This window comes from Actinomadura sp. 1N219 (assembly GCF_044326405.1).
Classification (GTDB): domain Bacteria; phylum Actinomycetota; class Actinomycetes; order Streptosporangiales; family Streptosporangiaceae; genus Spirillospora.
The window spans coordinates 235,206-251,729 of record NZ_JBIRAY010000003.1; the positions used below are offsets into that span (position 1 = coordinate 235,206).

At 62.9% G+C, this 16,524-nt stretch carries 16 protein-coding genes and 1 tRNA gene; 7 read left to right on the forward strand and 10 right to left on the reverse strand.

Annotated features, from left to right (window positions below):
- Window positions 1-77 precede the first annotated feature (77 nt).
- A complete protein-coding gene (locus tag ACH35V_RS13245) occupies window positions 78-302 on the forward strand; it encodes a hypothetical protein (RefSeq protein ID WP_395972327.1) in 225 nt (74 codons plus the stop codon).
- Entirely contained in the window at window positions 295-903 is a 609-nt protein-coding gene (locus tag ACH35V_RS13250; protein ID WP_395972328.1) for a DUF2637 domain-containing protein, read from the forward strand. The genes ACH35V_RS13245 and ACH35V_RS13250 overlap by 8 nt, the downstream gene beginning before the upstream one ends.
- Before the next feature lie 117 nt (window positions 904-1,020).
- On the opposite strand, the gene ACH35V_RS13255 is transcribed toward ACH35V_RS13250, so the two are convergent.
- The 5 genes from ACH35V_RS13255 to ACH35V_RS13275 form a co-directional block, all read right to left on the reverse strand.
- Window positions 1,021-4,110 carry an ATP-binding protein gene (locus tag ACH35V_RS13255; RefSeq protein WP_395972329.1) on the reverse strand — a complete coding sequence of 1,030 codons (3,090 nt, stop codon included), beginning with the start codon at window positions 4,108-4,110 and terminating at the stop codon, window positions 1,021-1,023.
- Between the two features lie 500 nt (window positions 4,111-4,610).
- Window positions 4,611-4,850: a hypothetical protein gene (locus ACH35V_RS13260; RefSeq protein WP_395972330.1), complete on the reverse strand. Its 240-nt coding sequence runs from the start codon at window positions 4,848-4,850 to the stop codon at window positions 4,611-4,613.
- A 173-nt stretch (window positions 4,851-5,023) separates the two neighbouring features.
- A complete protein-coding gene (locus tag ACH35V_RS13265) occupies window positions 5,024-6,667 on the reverse strand; it encodes a hypothetical protein (protein ID WP_395972331.1) in 1,644 nt (547 codons plus the stop codon).
- A 129-nt stretch (window positions 6,668-6,796) separates the two neighbouring features.
- Window positions 6,797-7,318 carry an NUDIX domain-containing protein gene (locus tag ACH35V_RS13270; protein ID WP_395972332.1) on the reverse strand — a complete coding sequence of 174 codons (522 nt, stop codon included), beginning with the start codon at window positions 7,316-7,318 and terminating at the stop codon, window positions 6,797-6,799.
- Between the two features lie 12 nt (window positions 7,319-7,330).
- A complete protein-coding gene (locus ACH35V_RS13275; RefSeq protein ID WP_395972334.1) occupies window positions 7,331-8,773 on the reverse strand; it encodes a helix-turn-helix domain-containing protein in 1,443 nt (480 codons plus the stop codon).
- Between the two features lie 344 nt (window positions 8,774-9,117).
- On the opposite strand from ACH35V_RS13275, the gene ACH35V_RS13280 reads away from it, so the two are divergent.
- Window positions 9,118-9,690: an ATP-binding protein gene (locus ACH35V_RS13280; RefSeq protein WP_395972336.1), complete on the forward strand. Its 573-nt coding sequence runs from the start codon at window positions 9,118-9,120 to the stop codon at window positions 9,688-9,690.
- Between the two features lie 408 nt (window positions 9,691-10,098).
- Here ACH35V_RS13280 and ACH35V_RS13285 read toward each other — a convergent pair whose 3' ends face one another.
- From ACH35V_RS13285 to ACH35V_RS13295, 3 genes are all read right to left on the reverse strand, one after another.
- The gene (locus ACH35V_RS13285) at window positions 10,099-10,257 is read right to left on the reverse strand and encodes a hypothetical protein (protein WP_395972337.1); all 159 of its coding nucleotides are present in this window, start codon (window positions 10,255-10,257) and stop codon (window positions 10,099-10,101) included.
- A gap of 1,024 nt (window positions 10,258-11,281) precedes the next feature.
- Window positions 11,282-11,356 (reverse strand) — tRNA-Val (locus ACH35V_RS13290).
- Between the two features lie 53 nt (window positions 11,357-11,409).
- Window positions 11,410-11,835 carry a TIGR02611 family protein gene (locus ACH35V_RS13295; protein WP_395972339.1) on the reverse strand — a complete coding sequence of 142 codons (426 nt, stop codon included), beginning with the start codon at window positions 11,833-11,835 and terminating at the stop codon, window positions 11,410-11,412.
- A gap of 265 nt (window positions 11,836-12,100) precedes the next feature.
- On the opposite strand from ACH35V_RS13295, the gene ACH35V_RS13300 reads away from it, so the two are divergent.
- Window positions 12,101-12,508: an SsgA family sporulation/cell division regulator gene (locus ACH35V_RS13300; protein WP_395972340.1), complete on the forward strand. Its 408-nt coding sequence runs from the start codon at window positions 12,101-12,103 to the stop codon at window positions 12,506-12,508.
- Here ACH35V_RS13300 and sthA read toward each other — a convergent pair.
- On the reverse strand, window positions 12,505-13,908 hold the full coding sequence (gene sthA, locus ACH35V_RS13305; protein ID WP_395972341.1) for a Si-specific NAD(P)(+) transhydrogenase: 1,404 nt from the start codon (window positions 13,906-13,908) through the stop codon (window positions 12,505-12,507). The genes ACH35V_RS13300 and sthA overlap by 4 nt on opposite strands.
- 47 nt (window positions 13,909-13,955) lie before the next feature.
- Entirely contained in the window at window positions 13,956-14,558 is a 603-nt protein-coding gene (locus ACH35V_RS13310; RefSeq protein ID WP_395972342.1) for a TetR/AcrR family transcriptional regulator, read from the reverse strand.
- Between the two features lie 109 nt (window positions 14,559-14,667).
- Between ACH35V_RS13310 and ACH35V_RS13315 the strand changes: the two genes are divergently transcribed.
- Genes ACH35V_RS13315 through ppgK form a run of 3 tightly spaced genes read left to right on the forward strand, consistent with a single transcriptional unit; the run spans window position 14,668 to window position 16,471 of the window.
- Window positions 14,668-15,411: an SDR family NAD(P)-dependent oxidoreductase gene (locus ACH35V_RS13315; RefSeq protein ID WP_395972343.1), complete on the forward strand. Its 744-nt coding sequence runs from the start codon at window positions 14,668-14,670 to the stop codon at window positions 15,409-15,411.
- Entirely contained in the window at window positions 15,411-15,731 is a 321-nt protein-coding gene (locus tag ACH35V_RS13320; RefSeq protein WP_395972344.1) for a DMT family transporter, read from the forward strand. Before ACH35V_RS13315 ends, ACH35V_RS13320 begins: the two co-directional genes overlap by 1 nt.
- 44 nt (window positions 15,732-15,775) lie before the next feature.
- A complete protein-coding gene (gene ppgK / locus ACH35V_RS13325) occupies window positions 15,776-16,471 on the forward strand; it encodes a polyphosphate--glucose phosphotransferase (RefSeq protein ID WP_395972345.1) in 696 nt (231 codons plus the stop codon).
- The last annotated feature ends 53 nt before the right edge of the window (window positions 16,472-16,524 follow it).

Genomic DNA, 16,524 nt, shown 5'->3' on the forward strand with positions numbered 1-16,524 from the left:
TGGGTCCCATGCCGTTCGACGGCATTGGCTCCCGTTTCGGCTCCCGCGGCTCCCTCCGGAGCGGGAGAGGAGCCCACATGGCAATCAAGATCAACGACACCCGCATGATCCTCACGGTGAACGACGCCGTGATCGGCAACGCCGCTCTCGTCGATGGAGTCTGGCACGTCAGCACGTGGCCAACGCCCCTCAACCGCCACCAAGCAATCACGGCCCTCACCATCGCCGAACTCCTCGCCACGGGGCACAACGAGAATGACCCGCTGGTGATCACGTTCCGGGAGGAGTTGGCCCATGGCTGATCGCCTCACCCGGATCACCACCGGTCTCGCCGTGGGCATCGTCGCAGTGATCGCAGCCGTGATCTCGTACCGGCACGCGTACGAGTTGGTACGCACCCATGGCGAGACCGGTCTTACGGCCCGGTTGGTTCCGTTCACCGTGGACGGCCTCATCTGGGCAGCCTCCATGGTGATCCTCGACGCGAGTCGCCGGAAGCAACGCGTACCAACGTTGGCCAAGTGGAGCCTCGCTGTGGGCATCGTGGCCACCATCGGTGCCAATGTGGCGCACGGCCTAAACCACGGCCCCACCGGTGCCCTCGTCAGTGCATGGCCGGCACTCGCCCTCGTCGGCTCATTCGAACTGCTGATGACGCTCACACGGGACGCCACGTCACCAGCAGGAACGTCCGAACAGGCCGGGGCCATGGAGCCAGCGTCGATGGAGTCCGAACCAGACCGCACCAAAGTGGAGCACACCCCCGAACAAGCGGTTCTCGCTGACTACATGGCGAGCCTGAACGGTCCGGGAAAGCCGCTCTCGCAACGGGCACTTGCCGAGCGGCACGGCATCGACCGACGCAAGGTCAAACAGATCATCGCCAACGTGGTGCAGAGCTGAACCATCACGGTTAAGACGAGTCCTCCGCTGATCCGAGCCTCGGGGCAGCGGAGGTCTTGTGTATTTGCATTCTCCATCGCAGCCACAGAAATACTCCCTTTCGCGCGTACATTCACGCTATTCATCATTTAGTGTCGCAAGCATCGCTTTTGCGATTGACAGGTCGTATCGGCCGCCAATTTCCTCAAACGCACTAATAGCTTCCGACAAGAGAGCTACTCGCGCCTCATGTGAAAGCTGATCAACGCTAGCGGCGCTAAGGAGTGCTTGGCCATAACGACGCTTGGTGCTGTGCTCACGCGCGAATGCAAGGGCATCGTCTAGCTTCTCTTGAGCACCCGGGTGCCCCAGCACGCAAGTAAGGCGCGCTATCGCGACACGGACCGTGGACTCCTCCTCCGGGTCGCCGACGGCCTGTGACAATGTAAGGGCAGGCTCCAAGTAGGAGAGGCCGATCTCAGGATTAGTATAACCCGCGGCTTGACCTATTCCTTCTAGGGCCATAGCTACTCCGCGCAAATCGTCTTGTCGAGAGCAGATCGCAAGATCTGCCAGATGACACCGGACGGCGGCCGCAAAGTGGCCTTGTTTTGTGAGAGTAATCCCGAGATCATGAAGACTGCGACTCATATTGGCGCGGTCATCTATTTCGCGGAAAACCCTAAAAGCCTCAACGAGTGCGGCCCTTGCCTCTTCAAGATGCCCTGAAAGTTCAAAAGCTCCGCCAAGGCTCGTTAACGTCCAGGCGACGCCCCACTGGTCATTGTTTGATCTGCAATATTCGAGATCCTTCTCGTACCATTCGATGGCTTCTGTGTACCTGCCATAATCGCGGTAACAGGATGCCATATTATGCGCGCACGAAGCGAGTCCCTGTTGAAATTTGATCGAAGAATATATCTCGTACGCTCTCTCAAAACATGCAAGTGCTTCATCTAGATGCGCCGCGCCCCTCAAGGCATTACCTCGGGCATTCAGGGCCTCGGCGCAGAGCAGTGGATCTGTCTCATCGCCAATGATATCAAGTAACCGATCAGCGCAATGAAGGGCGCCCTTGAAATCTCGGACAGAGAGTTTCGCATTTGTCAGTGTAGTCAAAAGAATCAGGTGCCCTGATTGGTCCAAGTGATAACGGGTAAGTTCAATGGCAGCCTCAACGGTGTCAATCAACGAACGCCATTGACCCCTCATCTCCACATAGCGTTGGAGGGAAATGGCCACCACAATTAGATCATCCGATAGCTCATTCTTAACGAGTAGCCCGATAGCCCCCACGACAAGACTCCACTCCCGGTCCAACCAACGGATAGGGAGCCCGGCCTGCGCGGCCTGCTGTTCTTCGGGATTGAGCGTCTGGAAACCTTCTGTGTCGAGTGACCGTCCAGCCCGGCGCGCCACGCGGAGCACTTCTATTGATACTCGAATTTCTGCAGCAGAGAGGCCATCCTGATGCTCCTCTTCCGCGAGTCGCTCGGTCGCGTATAGGCGAATTAGATCGTGGAAGCGATACCTGCCATCCGCGTCTGCAAGTTCCAAAAGGTTTAGTTGAAGCAACTCTTCGAGTCTGCGTTCCACCTCTTGCCGATCAAGATCACAGGCCGCAGCACCGACAACAAGCGGAAACGATGTATCTGGGATAATAGAGAGACGCCTGAATACCATGCGTGTGCGCGAGGTCAATTCTCGATAGGAGAGGCCAAAACTTGCACGTACACCAACACTATCCCCAGGTGAAAGCCGATCGAGTCGGCTGGCCTCGTCGGCAAGCCGCTTTGCATAGTAAGCGATTGACCACTTACCCCAACTACCGAGCGTATTAGCTGAAATTCGTAGAGCAAGTGGCAGATAGGCGCAGAGTTTGGCAATCTCGGGTGCGTGTATATTCTCACGGAGATCTGTGCGGCCGGAACAGGTCGTCAGCACATCTATGGAACTCTGGCTACTTAGCACATCCAACTCAAGCTGATGACCTCCGACTAGCCCGACGACAGAATTGCGACTCGTCACGATCACGAAACACGTTTCTGTTGGGGGAATCAGATGTTTTATGTGCTCGCTGTCGCGAGCGTTATCAAGCAAGACGAGGGCCTTAAGACCTCTTATCCTCGATCTGAACAGTGCGGCGAGTTCAGCCACGGTTCCGGCTAGCTGCCCCTCCGCTAGCCCCAGGGTGCGCAGGAATCCGACAAGAGCATCCTCAGGCGTAAGTGGATCGTGGTCGAAACCCCTGAGGTCGACAAATAGTTGGATTTGATTGAAATCTGACTTCGCTTCATAGGCGAGGCGTACTGCCAATGCTGTCTTACCGACCCCAGGCTTGCCCACTATTGAAACAAGCCCACCACTTAGCGGACTATGATCTGCCCTCGCCCCGAAGACGATGCGACGCAGTTCATGAAGCTCTTCTTCTCGGCCCAAGAAGGTCGGATCGTCATGCGGTAGTTGATTTGCAATGACATCGTGTCGACTTGTCGCACGGATGTCGTCGCTACTCGCCAAACGAATTCCTGAGCGCTGATATATTCGCCGTCGCAGCATATTTGCATCGATGTTAGCTGCTCTCGGCCCTAGCTCCTCGGCAACTGAGCACAAGTGTGAAAAGACATCAGACGGGGTTAAATCACCATGCGGTACGTATGCCGCAATTCGGTCAAGAGCCCATCTTGTGTCTCGGCCGTCGTGCTCGACTTCCACCAGCCATACGTGGAGTGCAGCTAGAAGCCGAAAAGCTACTTCTGCAGCACTGGAATCACTTATAATCGGGGCCAGTTTAACCGATTTCCTGACCGCGAGCTCGAAAAGGTCGAAGCGGCCACGGATATCCGATGAAATGCTACCGCTGCGGAGCAAAATTTGAAGACTCTCAAGGTCGGGCTGCGCTCGTGCGAGTTCTGTGAGCTCCCTGAGTTGTTGTGCGCTACCTGCTGGCCCACCTACAGCTAGTCCGAAGAGAAGTCCACCGCTGTCAATATCGGCGGCTTGCTCCTCAATTGCTTGCCTCATGGTTGTGACGAGCTGAATAAACTCATCGCTGGAGGGTTTCGGTAGCGTCCTTTTGACCTGGAACTGGATCCTAGGACCGTTGGGGCCGCGCTGTGTATATACGACAATGTCATCCAACTGGTAACCGGCAGATCTCTGTTGTAGCCCGATTCTTTCGATCGGCACTTGCACGCCAAATGGTGGATGCGCTCGATCGAGCATCATGGCGAATAGCACAGCAGCGAGACGATACTCGAAGATGATTCCCGCTCCGCCGGTTGCCTTAGGGGAGGATGGGCTTGTGGGCACTGTCGCGGTACGCTCCTAGCTTTCGAGGTTCTTTACTGCGGGTGGATTCTTGCCTGGTCACTGGATGCTCTCGGGTAACTTCTTGCCGTAGGAGCATTATGCCAGAGGAGACCGACAGTCTTGGGTGGTCTGCTGCATGCTGCACTGCGCGGCTCGTGATCGCTTGAGACGTTCGCAGATCCCATGTCTGCGAGTGGCATGGGCGCGAGCACGGTGGGCGCAAGTGAACCCTGTGAGCTCATGGGTTCATCCTGGTGGTACACGGTTAGCTTCTATGAACTGGTGATTGACGTAGATCGGGGCGGACTCATGGCCGCAGCGTTGGCGCAGCATCGTTGAGACAGGGCTGCTGTTGTCGCATGACCGGCTGTCCCGTCGGTGTCTGCGTCATAGGGTTGAGGCAGCGCGATCTTCCGTTAGCTCAAGGGGAGCACATCATGGCTGACTACGTGCAAGTTCTGACGACGACGGACAGCGAGGAGCACGCGCTTGAGCTTGCCGCTGGCATCACTGAAGACGGACGTCCAACGTTTCTCGCCCTTCCTCATACGGGAGATGGCCAGCTCGACCGTGTGCAGCCACCATTGCGCCTCGGATACAGCGATGGCGTACGGGTTGTCGGCGGGCGACCAGTCGTCGGGCGAGGTGGCAGTCATAGGGTCAGTCTGCTCCGCTGCGGTTGGGGATGCCACAGAGTTTCTGTACCCTCGGTCACTGAGCGGCCACTGGATCGGTTCGGGCTCTAGTAAGCCTTGCAGACTTCCGTATTAGTGAACCTTTGGCCACTAGGATTGCATCGGTAGGTTGAAATCTCGCCTGGTGTTTGCGCTTAGTTCTCCAGAAGTAGGGTTGCGCTACGAGCCGCGCCATCCCGCAGTTTGAGGATATCAACACGATCGGATGTCAAAAGACGGACGGCATCAATAGCTACGTCTAGAGCTTCGTAGCAGAGTGGGTACTCGCCTTCCTTGGGCTTGCCGCTGCCGTGGACGACCTTACTCCGGAGCGCGTAGATCTTGCCTAGTCTCGTCTTGAACTCTTTCCGCTCTTGGAGCGATTCTTTGAGGAGGCTGGCCAAGCACATAGTAACGCGGAAGGTTGGCTCACCTTCCTTAGTGCCAAAAAGGTTTTCCCAGGCGATGACAGAATCGATGAGTACGTCTGAAGGTTCCCGTCGTTCGGCAACGGCCCGCAGGATACGAGAAAGCGCAAGCTCAATAGTATCTACATGCTGAGCGTCAAGCCGCTGGTACCACTCACCCCAAGATTGGGCTTCCGCTTCCGTCAATTGAGTCGGCATGATGGGACTCCCCATGCGAGGATCCGACCACGAAATATCAGTACCCTGCCCGAGCGGCTCGTCGAAGTATCGCCAGGTCGGAACTAGTTGTGCTCGCGGTACACGCTTCGTCGCCAGCATCAGGCTAAAGCGCAAGCGGGTTGACACTTGCTCTAGCACAGGAGGAGGGCGCATATCTTCAGGAAATGGGAGCTCGATATTCTGTTGACGTTTCTCTACTCGCACCTTGTAGAAAAAGCTGCATTCGAGGAGCACATCGCCATCATAATTGATTGTTGTGCTGTTCCCCGAAGAATCTGTGCCACCGAGCTTCCCTTTGAGTGACTCAGGCACGATTTTTCGATCTGATTCATTGACAGGTCGGACAGTTGCCTCACCAAAGTTCAGGTTGGCATTACTGGGCAGCAACACACCAGCAAAGGCAAGTTTGGCGGAAACAATGCCCTGCCTCCCGGCGAATACGTTGCGCACTAGCCGTAGCTGCTCCATTGCCTCGGTGGCAAATGCTTGTGGAGACGGCGCATCCTGAGTATGTCGCCATGCTGCTATGAGGATCGTAGCTGGCAGCATAGACAGCTGCACACCGCCCGCCCTACCCGTATTTCGATAAACCATAGCAACACGACCCGAATGCTTCTCCTCCGCCGCAAAGGCGTCTCGGAAAGTGGGATCACTCAATATGAGATTTGAAAACTCTTCTGCCTGAGGGTGGCGCAGAATCAGAGAATAGACCTGGCGACTAACCTCTTGCAAGATCGGCATCTGCCCACCGAAGGAATCTAGAGGAAAAAGGAAAGCCGGATAGCATTCAACAGCCAGCACGCCCATTACAGCCTCAAGGGAGTCTTGCGACTCAGGCACGGGCTCTGCGCCGCTAACATGCTGACGCAACACCCCTACGACTGGCTTACCATTGCTGTCGACCTGTGTGAGCCAGTTGCGCAGTGCTTCATTCTTAGCGGCCTCGTCTAGATTTTCCGGAAGCTGCTGCTTCATACCTGAGAGGATATTAATTATCTCGATCCGCTTCTCGGAAGGCGAAAGATCTCCAGAAAGCATTTCTTCAAGGCTTCGCGAGGTGCAATCCAGTAGATATTTGAGCAGCCTGTCCCCAATGGCGTCCTGGAGCCAAGACAATGCAGACGGAACAAACGAACGATTAGTTTCACTCATAATTGCACCGTTCTCCTTTTCGCTGAGCTTCTTTGCATTTTCTCATTCTCGCCTTAGAAATATTATCTCCGTTGCCTGCTATGCAAGCAAGTGGCTATTGGTAGCTCACCGCAGTATCTGATGAACGGACTACTGTCGTCGCCCATCCTGCAAATACACCGCCCTCCCCGACCGCACCGCCTCCAACGCTGCTGCCACTCGCCGCCACACATACGGCCGTAGCCGTTCGGCGGCTTCGTCCTCAGTGCAGAAGACGAAGGCCCGCAACTCGTCGTCATGCAGGGTGAGGCCCGCGATCTGTTCCTGTGCGAGCACGCCACCATCAAATATGAACATCAGTGAGTCGTCCCACGGCCCGTGTGGCGACACCCAGTCGACGCACAGCACACGCCCGGGATGGATGTCGAATCCCAGCTCTTCCTTGAGCTCCCGCCGCGCGGTCTCAGCCGGTGGCTCGTTGGCTTCGCCCATCCCACCAGGCAAATCCCAGTCCGGCTTGTACTTCGGATCCACCAGAAGCAGCCGGCCGTCGTCGTCGCGGATGAGTACGTCTGCACCCACGCGCTTGCGAGGCTGGGTGGCATTGCCCTCGGCGAGGTGTGCCCGCCATGCGTCGGGGTCGCGCTCGTAAAGCGGCTTCTTCGCGGTCATCAGTTCCTCGGCTCATCCACTCGTGCTGGCGTCGCTGCCGAGCCAACTGTAGAGACCAAGTCGGCCACGGACGGCCTCATCAAGGGAGGGTAGGAACTCAGCGACCGTGGTGTTTGAGCGGTAGGGCTCCAGCAAAGCATGCAGCTCCTGGAGCTGCTGAACGACCAGGTGCGAACTCAATCCCTGGATGACGTCGACGACCTCGCGGGCCAGTGAACACGCCTCGTCGGGCTTGCCCTGGGCGATGAGCACCGTGACCAGCAACAGCTTGGCAAAGGCCCGGCTGCGAGTGTGGCCGTCGGCGCGCAGTTCGATGATGCGCCTCGCTTGGTACTCAGCCTCGTTCAAGTCGCCGAGCTGGCGCATGCAGCGGGCGGTCTCGCTGGCGAGCGAACCGGTGTCGAAGGGACTGACCCACGGCGACGGAGCTTCGGCAGGGGCGCGGGCCAGTGCCCTCTCGGCGCGTTTCAGCGCATCTGAGCAGGCGGCATCTTCGGCTCGCACGGCCAGTCCGCGCGCCTCCATCGCGTAGAGCCGGGCCGAGAGCGCTGGTGCTGGCGGAGCCTTGACAAGCACCGTGTGGCCTTGCCGGGCGAGCGAAATAGCGTCGTCCGGTTCCTCCAGGTGCAGGGATAGGTGACTCAAGCTGGCGTACACATGCGCGCTGAGCTGCGGATCGCCGCCCATCTGCGCCAGGTCGAGCGAACGGCGGAAGTGCTGACGGGCGATCTCGTCGTGCCCCGCGTCGTGCGCCATCCAGCCCGCCATCTCGGTGAAGCCACCGGCGGCGGTGAACACGCTCATGCTTCCCTTGCCTGCGCGACTCCCGAAGAGCCGGGGCGCGAGCGCCGATTGCAAGTAGCCCGTCACCGTGGTGTACAGGTGTCCACCGCCTACCTGGCGATCTGCTGCTCGAAAGGCGTGCAAGGTGGCCATATCCGGGTCATGGGTCGCCTGGACGATGTCGCCGAGTGGGCTCAGGGTCGCGTACTTCACCGCGGTCGGCAGCGAGGGAGGCGCGGGCTGGCGAGGACGCGGCACGACACCGACCGGCAACTGGCGTTCCTCCGGCAGTTTGAACCAGAGCAACCCTGCTGGGATACCGAGCGTGCGTGCCCAGGGAATGAGCCGATCTAGGTCGGTGACCGGCGGGCCGCTCTCGATGCGGCTGAGCTGGGCCTGTGTGATGTGCAGCCACTGGGCGATCAAGCCCTGTGACAGCGGCCGAGGCCCGTGGTGCGGGTGGTGGCGGTATGCCCGGATGACTTTCCCTAAGTGCCAGGTGTCCAGGGCCGCGCGGAGTGGCTCGGCGTCCCAGAAGTTCGTGGGCACGGCGGGCGGGGCGATGAACCGGTCACGCGCCTTCGCCTGACATGGCGCGCATTGTGATCCCTGATTATCTCGGGCAAGGCGAGTACCGCATTTATGGCAAATGCGGGCATTCTCGGTACTCATTACCGACAGTAACTCCCTGCGCCTGGCCGATTACGCCAAGTATATGCCGCCTGGTAGCGGCTTGTCCCACCGTTTATACCTCGGGCGTATAGCCCGTATGCGCAACTAGCGTAGCCCGGCGCGGCCCCAGACCACAGGCTAGTCACCCACCGCAAAGCACTACCTAGGCGGAGGGCACATGCGCACTGCTGGCAGGTTGGTAAGGGAGGGGCCTGCCAGCCGTGTTCAAACGCAGGGCCGACGCCGTATGCGAACTCCCGTCCCCCATACGCGGGATTTGCGCGAGCCATGCTCCGGCGTCGGCCCTGCTGCCACCCCGCCGGCACTTCACTGAGGGCTGCATCATGAACACCTGGTCGCACCAAAGTCACCTGACACTGGCCGCCATGCCGAATGCGGCGTATTGGGCACGATGCCACCTCGAGAATGTTCTTGCTGAGTGGCATGCCGAAGCATTGCGGGCCGATGCCAAGCTGGTCGTGAGCGAGTTCATCAGCAACGCGGTGCGGGTCGTGGGCACGCTGGATGTCCAGACGCAGGCGGCATACGTCCAGGAACCGCGCGCCGTTTCCTATGTCGAGCTGGCACAGCTCGAGCAGGTCAAGCTACGCCTTTACTACGGCAGCGGGCTGCTCCTCATTGAAGTCTGGGATGGCAATGAGGAGCCACCTGTCGAGCAATTGCCGGACTTTGAGTCCGAGAGCGGTCGCGGGTTGTTCGTGGTGCGGGCATTTTGCGAACGGTGGGGATGGTATCCCACCTTCACGACCGATCTGAGCGGCGAACGACGCCAATCCGGGAAAGTCGTGTGGGCCGAGCTGTTGGCCGTGAGTGAAGGCAAATCAAAGCCACAAGGGCACGGCACGCGTCGGAGCCCTTGTACTCGACCACCGCAGTTCGGACAGGAAGGGAGGTGACCGCCATGTACGGTGACGGCGGCCAGGGCGGCTGATCCGCCCCAAAAAGAAAGCAGCGGCCCGAGGCATTCCCCGCCTCGGGCCGCTGCCATGTCCGTTCGGTGACATACATCGTGAGGTTCACAGCAAGATCATCTTTGGTATACTTAATCTTGACGCATGCAACCGTTACAACGCCTCTACCGGACCAAACTCGCACTGCTCGCCACGATCACCACCGTGGCCGGCGTTGGGGCATTGTTCCTGGCGCAGTGGGCAACGAACGCTGGTCCGCTCTGGTTGCACACTTGGCCACTCACCGAGATCGGGTCAACGCTGCTGGGTACCGGGCTTATCGTCATTGCCTTCGAGTATCTCGACCGCGAAGACAGCGAAGCCCGCGCCATGCAGCGGCTGGATCAGGCCATCTCAGCGAAGGCGCCAGCCATCCGTGACGCCGTCATCCAGGGGTTCGCCTTCAACGCCGATGACCTGTCCCGGGTTGCCTCGCCGGAGACACTCGACGAGATCAGCCGCAACGTCCTGGCGCTCCAGCTCGGCGACCGTCAGCTCGCCGAGGACGTCCACGCCGACCTCCGCCAACTAGTCATCCGCTCCCCTGAACGCCGCGCCGACGCCGATGTATCGATCGACCTAGCGCCGTGGGAGGATGGCCCGGCAAGCGACGAGGATGCCATGTTCGTGGCGACGGTGCGCTGGGAGTACCGCACAACCCTCACCAGCTCGGTCATGCGCTTCTCCGCAGTGTCTGATCCGGAGGAGTACCGCGAACTGCTGGACGACCCGACCTCGTCGCTGGCCTGGTTCTTCAAGCCCACCGGCGAGCTACACGGTGGGTCACCCGAAGCCTTCCAGCTTGTCCAGTTCACGGTCGATGGCGCGTCGCGCCGCATCCGCCGCAGCAAGCGCAGAGCCAGCCAGACGTACATGGTCGACCTCGCTCCCGTACACGACGAGAAGCCTGCTGCGTCGGCGTCACCTGGCGAGGTGACGATTGCCTACACCTACAAGGTGCTTGTTCGCCGGCATGGGCACCTGTTCGCACTGAAAGTTGGGGCGCTTACCAATGGTTTCAAGGTGGCACTACGGTATGGCGGGTGCGGGATTCGGAGCGTCAGCACATTGGACTTTATTGCTAGTGCGGAACCGACCCGGCTTGCCGAGACTCCTGAGTCTGTGCCGACGCCTGCGGTGAAGCTCAGTTTTGACGGGTGGGTGATGCTTGAAGACCCGCAGGCACTCTATCTGCGCTGCAACGACGAGCAGCGGCGGATGCTGAACCAAGCACTGTTTACGGGGCTGTACATCGACGAGGAGGCCGATGGTGACCTGAGTGTGGCTCATCAGCTTAAGGAGCCGTTTGGGGAGCTGCATGCTTTGCAGCAGGGGCAGGACACCGAGGCGGGCAGCGGCTCGCAGACAGCCCCGGAGGATGCGGTGCGGCTCATCGGAGACGGCAGCGAGGGACTGGACAACGAACCCCGAGGCGAAAGCAGCACCCTCATCCTGACGGAGGAAGGTGCTGGTTCGGACTCTCTGGGTGTGCTACTGGGTGGCCTTTGGAGGGTTAAGGGTTCCAGTAGGTCTGTTGTGGTGGGCGATACTGGGTTCGAACCAGTGACCTCTTCGGTGTGAACGAAGCGCTCTCCCACTGAGCTAATCGCCCTGGACGTCCGAAACTCTAGCGCATGTTGGGGGTTGCGTGCGCATGCGTACGGGTCAGGTCCAGAAGGTGGGGTCGTCGATGTTCCAGGGGACGACGAAGCCGTAGATCGCCAGGTAGGCGGTGAGGGCGGCGGCGGCCAGGACGGCGGTGAGGGTGCCGAGGAGGAGGTTGCGGCGGCGGGCGCGGGGGTCGAGGGCCTTTTCCTTGGCGCGGTCGGCGGCGGCCTTGGCGCGGTGGAGGGCGCGCTGGGCCCAGGCGAACTCGGTGGCGAGGATGGCGAGGCCGACGACGATGCCGAGGATGCCGGGGCCGGGGGTGACCATCATGATGAGGCCGCCGAGGAGGACGGCGGAGCCGACCGCGAAGACGCCGAGGCGCCAGGCCGTGTTGAGGAGCCGGTTGCGCCGGACGCGTTCGCGGAACCGGTGGATGCGGCGCGGCTCCGCGGGCGGGGCGTCCTTTTCGTTCTTGATTGCCACGGCTTTACCTTAAAGGCAGGTGAGCGGGGGTGGGAACGGGAGGTTTTACCTGGGCGATCGTCGCACAGGGCGGGTGCACAAGGGCGGAAACATCCGTCTTTGCGCAGGTCAGGCGCGGTGAGATGAGTCACAAAGGTCTGGGACGCCGGAATGTTCAGGCGCGATCAGGCAGTTAGGCGTCATAGATCGCGGGGATGTCCGTGGGGAGGAGAAGCACTCACCGGGGAGCCCCGCCTGCGGGACACGACGTTAGAGGGAATGGCCTATGAACACCACCGTCTCAGCGCAGCTGGGCCTTCGACTCGTCGTCCCCGACCGTACGACCGTGCCCCTGCTCGCCGGGCTGGACTACGCGGCCGACGATCCGTACGCGATCCGGATGGCGTTCTTCGTGGGCGATGACGAGCCGGTGGAGTGGATCTTCGCGAGGGAGCTCCTGACGGTCGGCATCGTGCGGAAGGTCGGGGACGGGGACGTCGAGGTCTGGCCTGGCTCCGACGACGGCTCGCTGAACATCGCGCTGTCGTCCCCGTTCGGGGACGCGCTGTTCGAGGTGCCGCTGTCGCCGCTGGCCGACTTCCTGCACCGGACGTACCAGGCCGTCCCTGCGGGCGAGGAGACCGAGTTCATCGACATCGACGCCGAGCTGGAGAACCTGCTGTGGCCGTCCTAGGAGGACAGGCGGGCGATGTGACGCATCTTGTTCATCGCGTCGAGGGCGGCGACCTTGTAGGACTCGGCCAGGGTCGGGTAGTTGAACACGGCGTTGACCAGGTAGTCGACGGTGCCTCCGCAGCCCATGACCGTCTGGCCGATGTGGACGAGTTCGGTGGCGCCCGTGCCGAAGACGTGGACGCCGAGGAGGCGTCGGTCCTCGGGTGAGACGAGGAGTTTGAGCATCCCGTAGGAGTCGCCGATGATCTGGCCGCGGGCTAGTTCGCGGTAGCGGGACACGCCTACCTCGAAGGGGACCTTGGCCTCGGTGAGGGCGTCCTCGGTGCGTCCGACGAAGCTGATCTCGGGGATCGTGTAGATGCCGATGGGCTGGGTCTCGTGGATCTCCGCTACGGGCTCGCCGCAGGCGTGGTGGGCGGCGAGGCGGCCCTGCTCCATGGACGTCGCGGCGAGGGACGGGAAGCCGATCACGTCGCCGACGGCGTAGATGTGCGGGACGTCGGTGCGGTAGTGCTCGTCCACCTTGATCCGGCCGCGGTTGTCGGCGGCGAGGCCGGCGGCGTCCAGGCCCAGGTCGTCGGTCATGCCGTAGCGTCCGGCCGAGTACATGACGGTGTCGGCGGGGATGCGCTTGCCGCTTTCGAGGACGGTGATCGCGCCCTGCGGCATCCGCTCGACGGACGCGACGCTCTCGCGGAACCGGAACGTGACGGCCAGATCGCGCAGGTGGTACTTGAGCGCCTCGACGATCTCCAGGTCGCAGAAGTCCAGCATCCGCTCGCGCCGCTCCACGACGGTGACCTTGGTGCCCAGCGCGGCGAACATCGAGGCGTACTCGATGCCGATGACGCCGGCGCCGACGACGACCATGGTCTCGGGAATGCGGTCCATGTTGATGATGCCGTCGGAGTCGATGATCGTCCGGTCGTCGAAGGCGACGGTGTCGGGACGGGCCGGACGGGTGCCGGTCGCGATGACGACGCGGTCGGCGGTGATCTTCTGCTCGCGGTCGCCGTTGCCAGTGATCCCGATCACGTTCGGCTCCAGGAACCGGCCCCGGCCGGCCACCACGGTGACGCGGTTGCGGGCGAGCTGGCTGCGGACGACGTCGGTCTCCCGGCCGATGACGTGCTGCGTCCGCATGCCGAGATCGGCGACCGTGATGTCCTCCTTGACCCGGTAGCTCTGGCCGTAGAGCTCGCGCTGGTTGAGGCCGGTGAGGTACAGGACGGCCTCGCGGAGCGTCTTGGACGGGATCGTCCCGGTGTTGATGCAGACGCCGCCGATCATGTCGCGGCGGTCGACGATGCCGACCCTGCGGCCCAGCTTGGCGGCGGCGATGGCGGCGCGCTGCCCGCCGGGGCCCGAACCGAGGACGAGGAGATCGAAGTCATTCACGTCCTCCAGTCTGACGGGACGCGGCCGTCCCGTTAAAGGGCTGTCGCTCAGGAGCGGCTGGTGATCAGGCTTTCGGCCAGTGCGTCCAGGCCGGTTTTGATGCGGTCGAGGGGCATGCCGCGGGTGCGGCGCTGGTAGAGGAACAGGTTCGCGGCGAAGGGCGCGAGGAGCGCGTCGGCGAGGTAGGGGGCGTCCGCGCCGGGGCGGATCTCGCGGAGGAGCATCGCGACGTGCCGGTGGTACAGGCCGTAGGAGCCGTCCCGGAAGCGGGCGTCGGACGGGCCCGACTCGGCCATGAGGAGGAGGTCCGCCTGGGCCTCGGTGCGGTCGGCGAGGGCGTGCAGGAACGCGCGGAGGCGGCCGGACGGGAGCGCGCCGGGCCCGAGCGGCGGCGGGCCCTGGATGAACGCGGCCTGGAAGTCGCGCTCGCGCTCGTCGATCACGGCGTAGACGAGGCGGGCGCGGTCGCCGAAGCGGCGGTAGACGGTGCCGACGCCGACGCCTGCGGCGCGGGCGACCTCGTCCATGGAGACGGCCTCGGGGCCGCGGGTGGCGATCAGCTCGGCGGCGGCGCGGAGGATGCGGCGCCGGTTGAGCGCCGCGTCCGCGCGTTCGGCGGGCGGGCTTCCCACGACCGGCAGCTCGCGCATTCCGTCCCCTCTCGGCACAGCACAGCAGACTAACCGGACTTGTATCCGGAGAACTCTCCGGTTAACCTCGCTAAGCGGAAACTTCTCCTATTAGTGCCGGAGGCTTGAAATGACGGATCAGCTTGCGGGACGGGCCGCCCTGGTGACCGGCGGCGGGCGCGGCATCGGCGCCGCGATCGCGCTGCGGCTGGCGCGGGAGGGCGCGGACGTCGCCGTGACGTATGTGCGGGCCCCGGAGCGGGCGGCCGAGGTCGTGCGCGGGATCGAGGCGGAGGGACGGCGCGGGCTGGCCATCGCCGCCGACGCGTCCGACCCGGCGGCCGCGGCCGGGGCGGTGGACCGGGCGGCGGCGGAGTTCGGACGGCTCGACATCCTGGTCAACAACGCCGGGATCGCACCTTATGGGCCATTGGAGGACGTGACGGCCGAGGAGATCGACCTGACCCTCGCGCTGCACGTCCGGGCGGCGTTCGTGGCGGCGCAGGCGGCGGCCCGCCATCTCGGTCCGGGCGGGCGGATCGTCAACATCGGCAGCAGCCTCGCCGAGCGCGTCCCGTACCCGGGCTGGACGCTGTACGCGATGAGCAAGTCGGCGCTGACCGGGCTGACCCGCGGCCTGGCCCGCGATCTCGGGCCGCGCGGGATCACCGCGAACGTCGTCCAGCCGGGGTCGACCGACACCGAGATGAATCCGGCCGACTCGGCGGACGCCGAGTTCGAGCGGGGGTTCACGGCGCTCGGCCGGTACGGGCGCGCGGAGGAGATCGCCGCGATGGTCGCGCATCTGGCGGGTCCGGGCGGCGACTACGTGACGGGAGCGGCGATCGCCGTGGACGGAGGGTACGCGGCCTGATGGCCTGGGTGCTGCTCGTCGTCGCCTCGCTGATGGAGCTGGTGTGGGCGACGGCGCTGAAGGAGTCGGACGGCCTGACGAAGTTCTGGCCGACGGTCATCGGGCTCACGGTCGCGGTGCTCAGCGTCGTGGTGCTGGCGCTGTCGCTGCGAGTGCTGCCGGTCGGCACGGCCTACGCGATCTTCGTCGGGCTGGGCGCGGTCGGCGTCGCGGCGGCGGGCATGGTCGCGTTCGGCGAGAGCACGTCGCCCGTCCGGCTGGCGTTCCTCGCGCTCATCCTCGTCGGCGTGATCGGCCTGCAGCTCGTCGAGGACTCGTAGGCCCGCAGCTCGTCGGTCCGGCGCGCATCGGGCAGAGTGAAGGCATGGCCACGGAGATGCTGGGGATCGACATCGGCGGGTCGGGGATCAAGGGGGCGCCGGTCGATCTGTCGGACGGCTCGTTCACCAGGGAGCGGTTCCGGGTGGACACGCCGCAGCCGTCCAAGCCGAAGGCGGTCGTGCAGGTCCTCGCCGAGATCGTGGAGCATTTCGGGTGGGAAGGACCGGTCGGCGTCACCTATCCGGGAGTGGTGATCGACGGCGTGACGCTGTCGGCGGCGAACGTGTCCAAGCACTGGATCGGGCTGGACGCGGCGTCCATGATCGGGGACGCGACCGGGCGGGACGTGACGCTGCTCAACGACGCCGACGCCGCCGGGCTCGCCGAGATGCGGCTCGGCGCGGGACGCGGCCGCCGCGGGACGGTCGTGGTGCTCACGCTGGGGACCGGCATCGGCAGCGCCCTGTTCACCGACGGCGTCCTCGTCCCGAACACCGAGTTCGGGCACCTGGAGATCGGCGGTCGGGACGCCGAGGAGCGCGCGTCCGCCAAGGCCCGGGACGACGAGGGGCTCGGCTGGGAGAAGTGGGCCAGGCGGCTCGGCGTGTACATGCGGCATCTGGAGGCGCTGATCTCCCCCTCGCTGATCATCGTAGGCGGCGGGGTGAGCAGGCGGTCCGCGCATTTCGTCCCGCTGATCACGGGGTGCGGGCGGAGATCGTGCCGGCGCGGCTGGTGAACAACGCGGGCATCGTGGGCACGGCGATGGCCGCCTCCCACGCGCACGCCCCG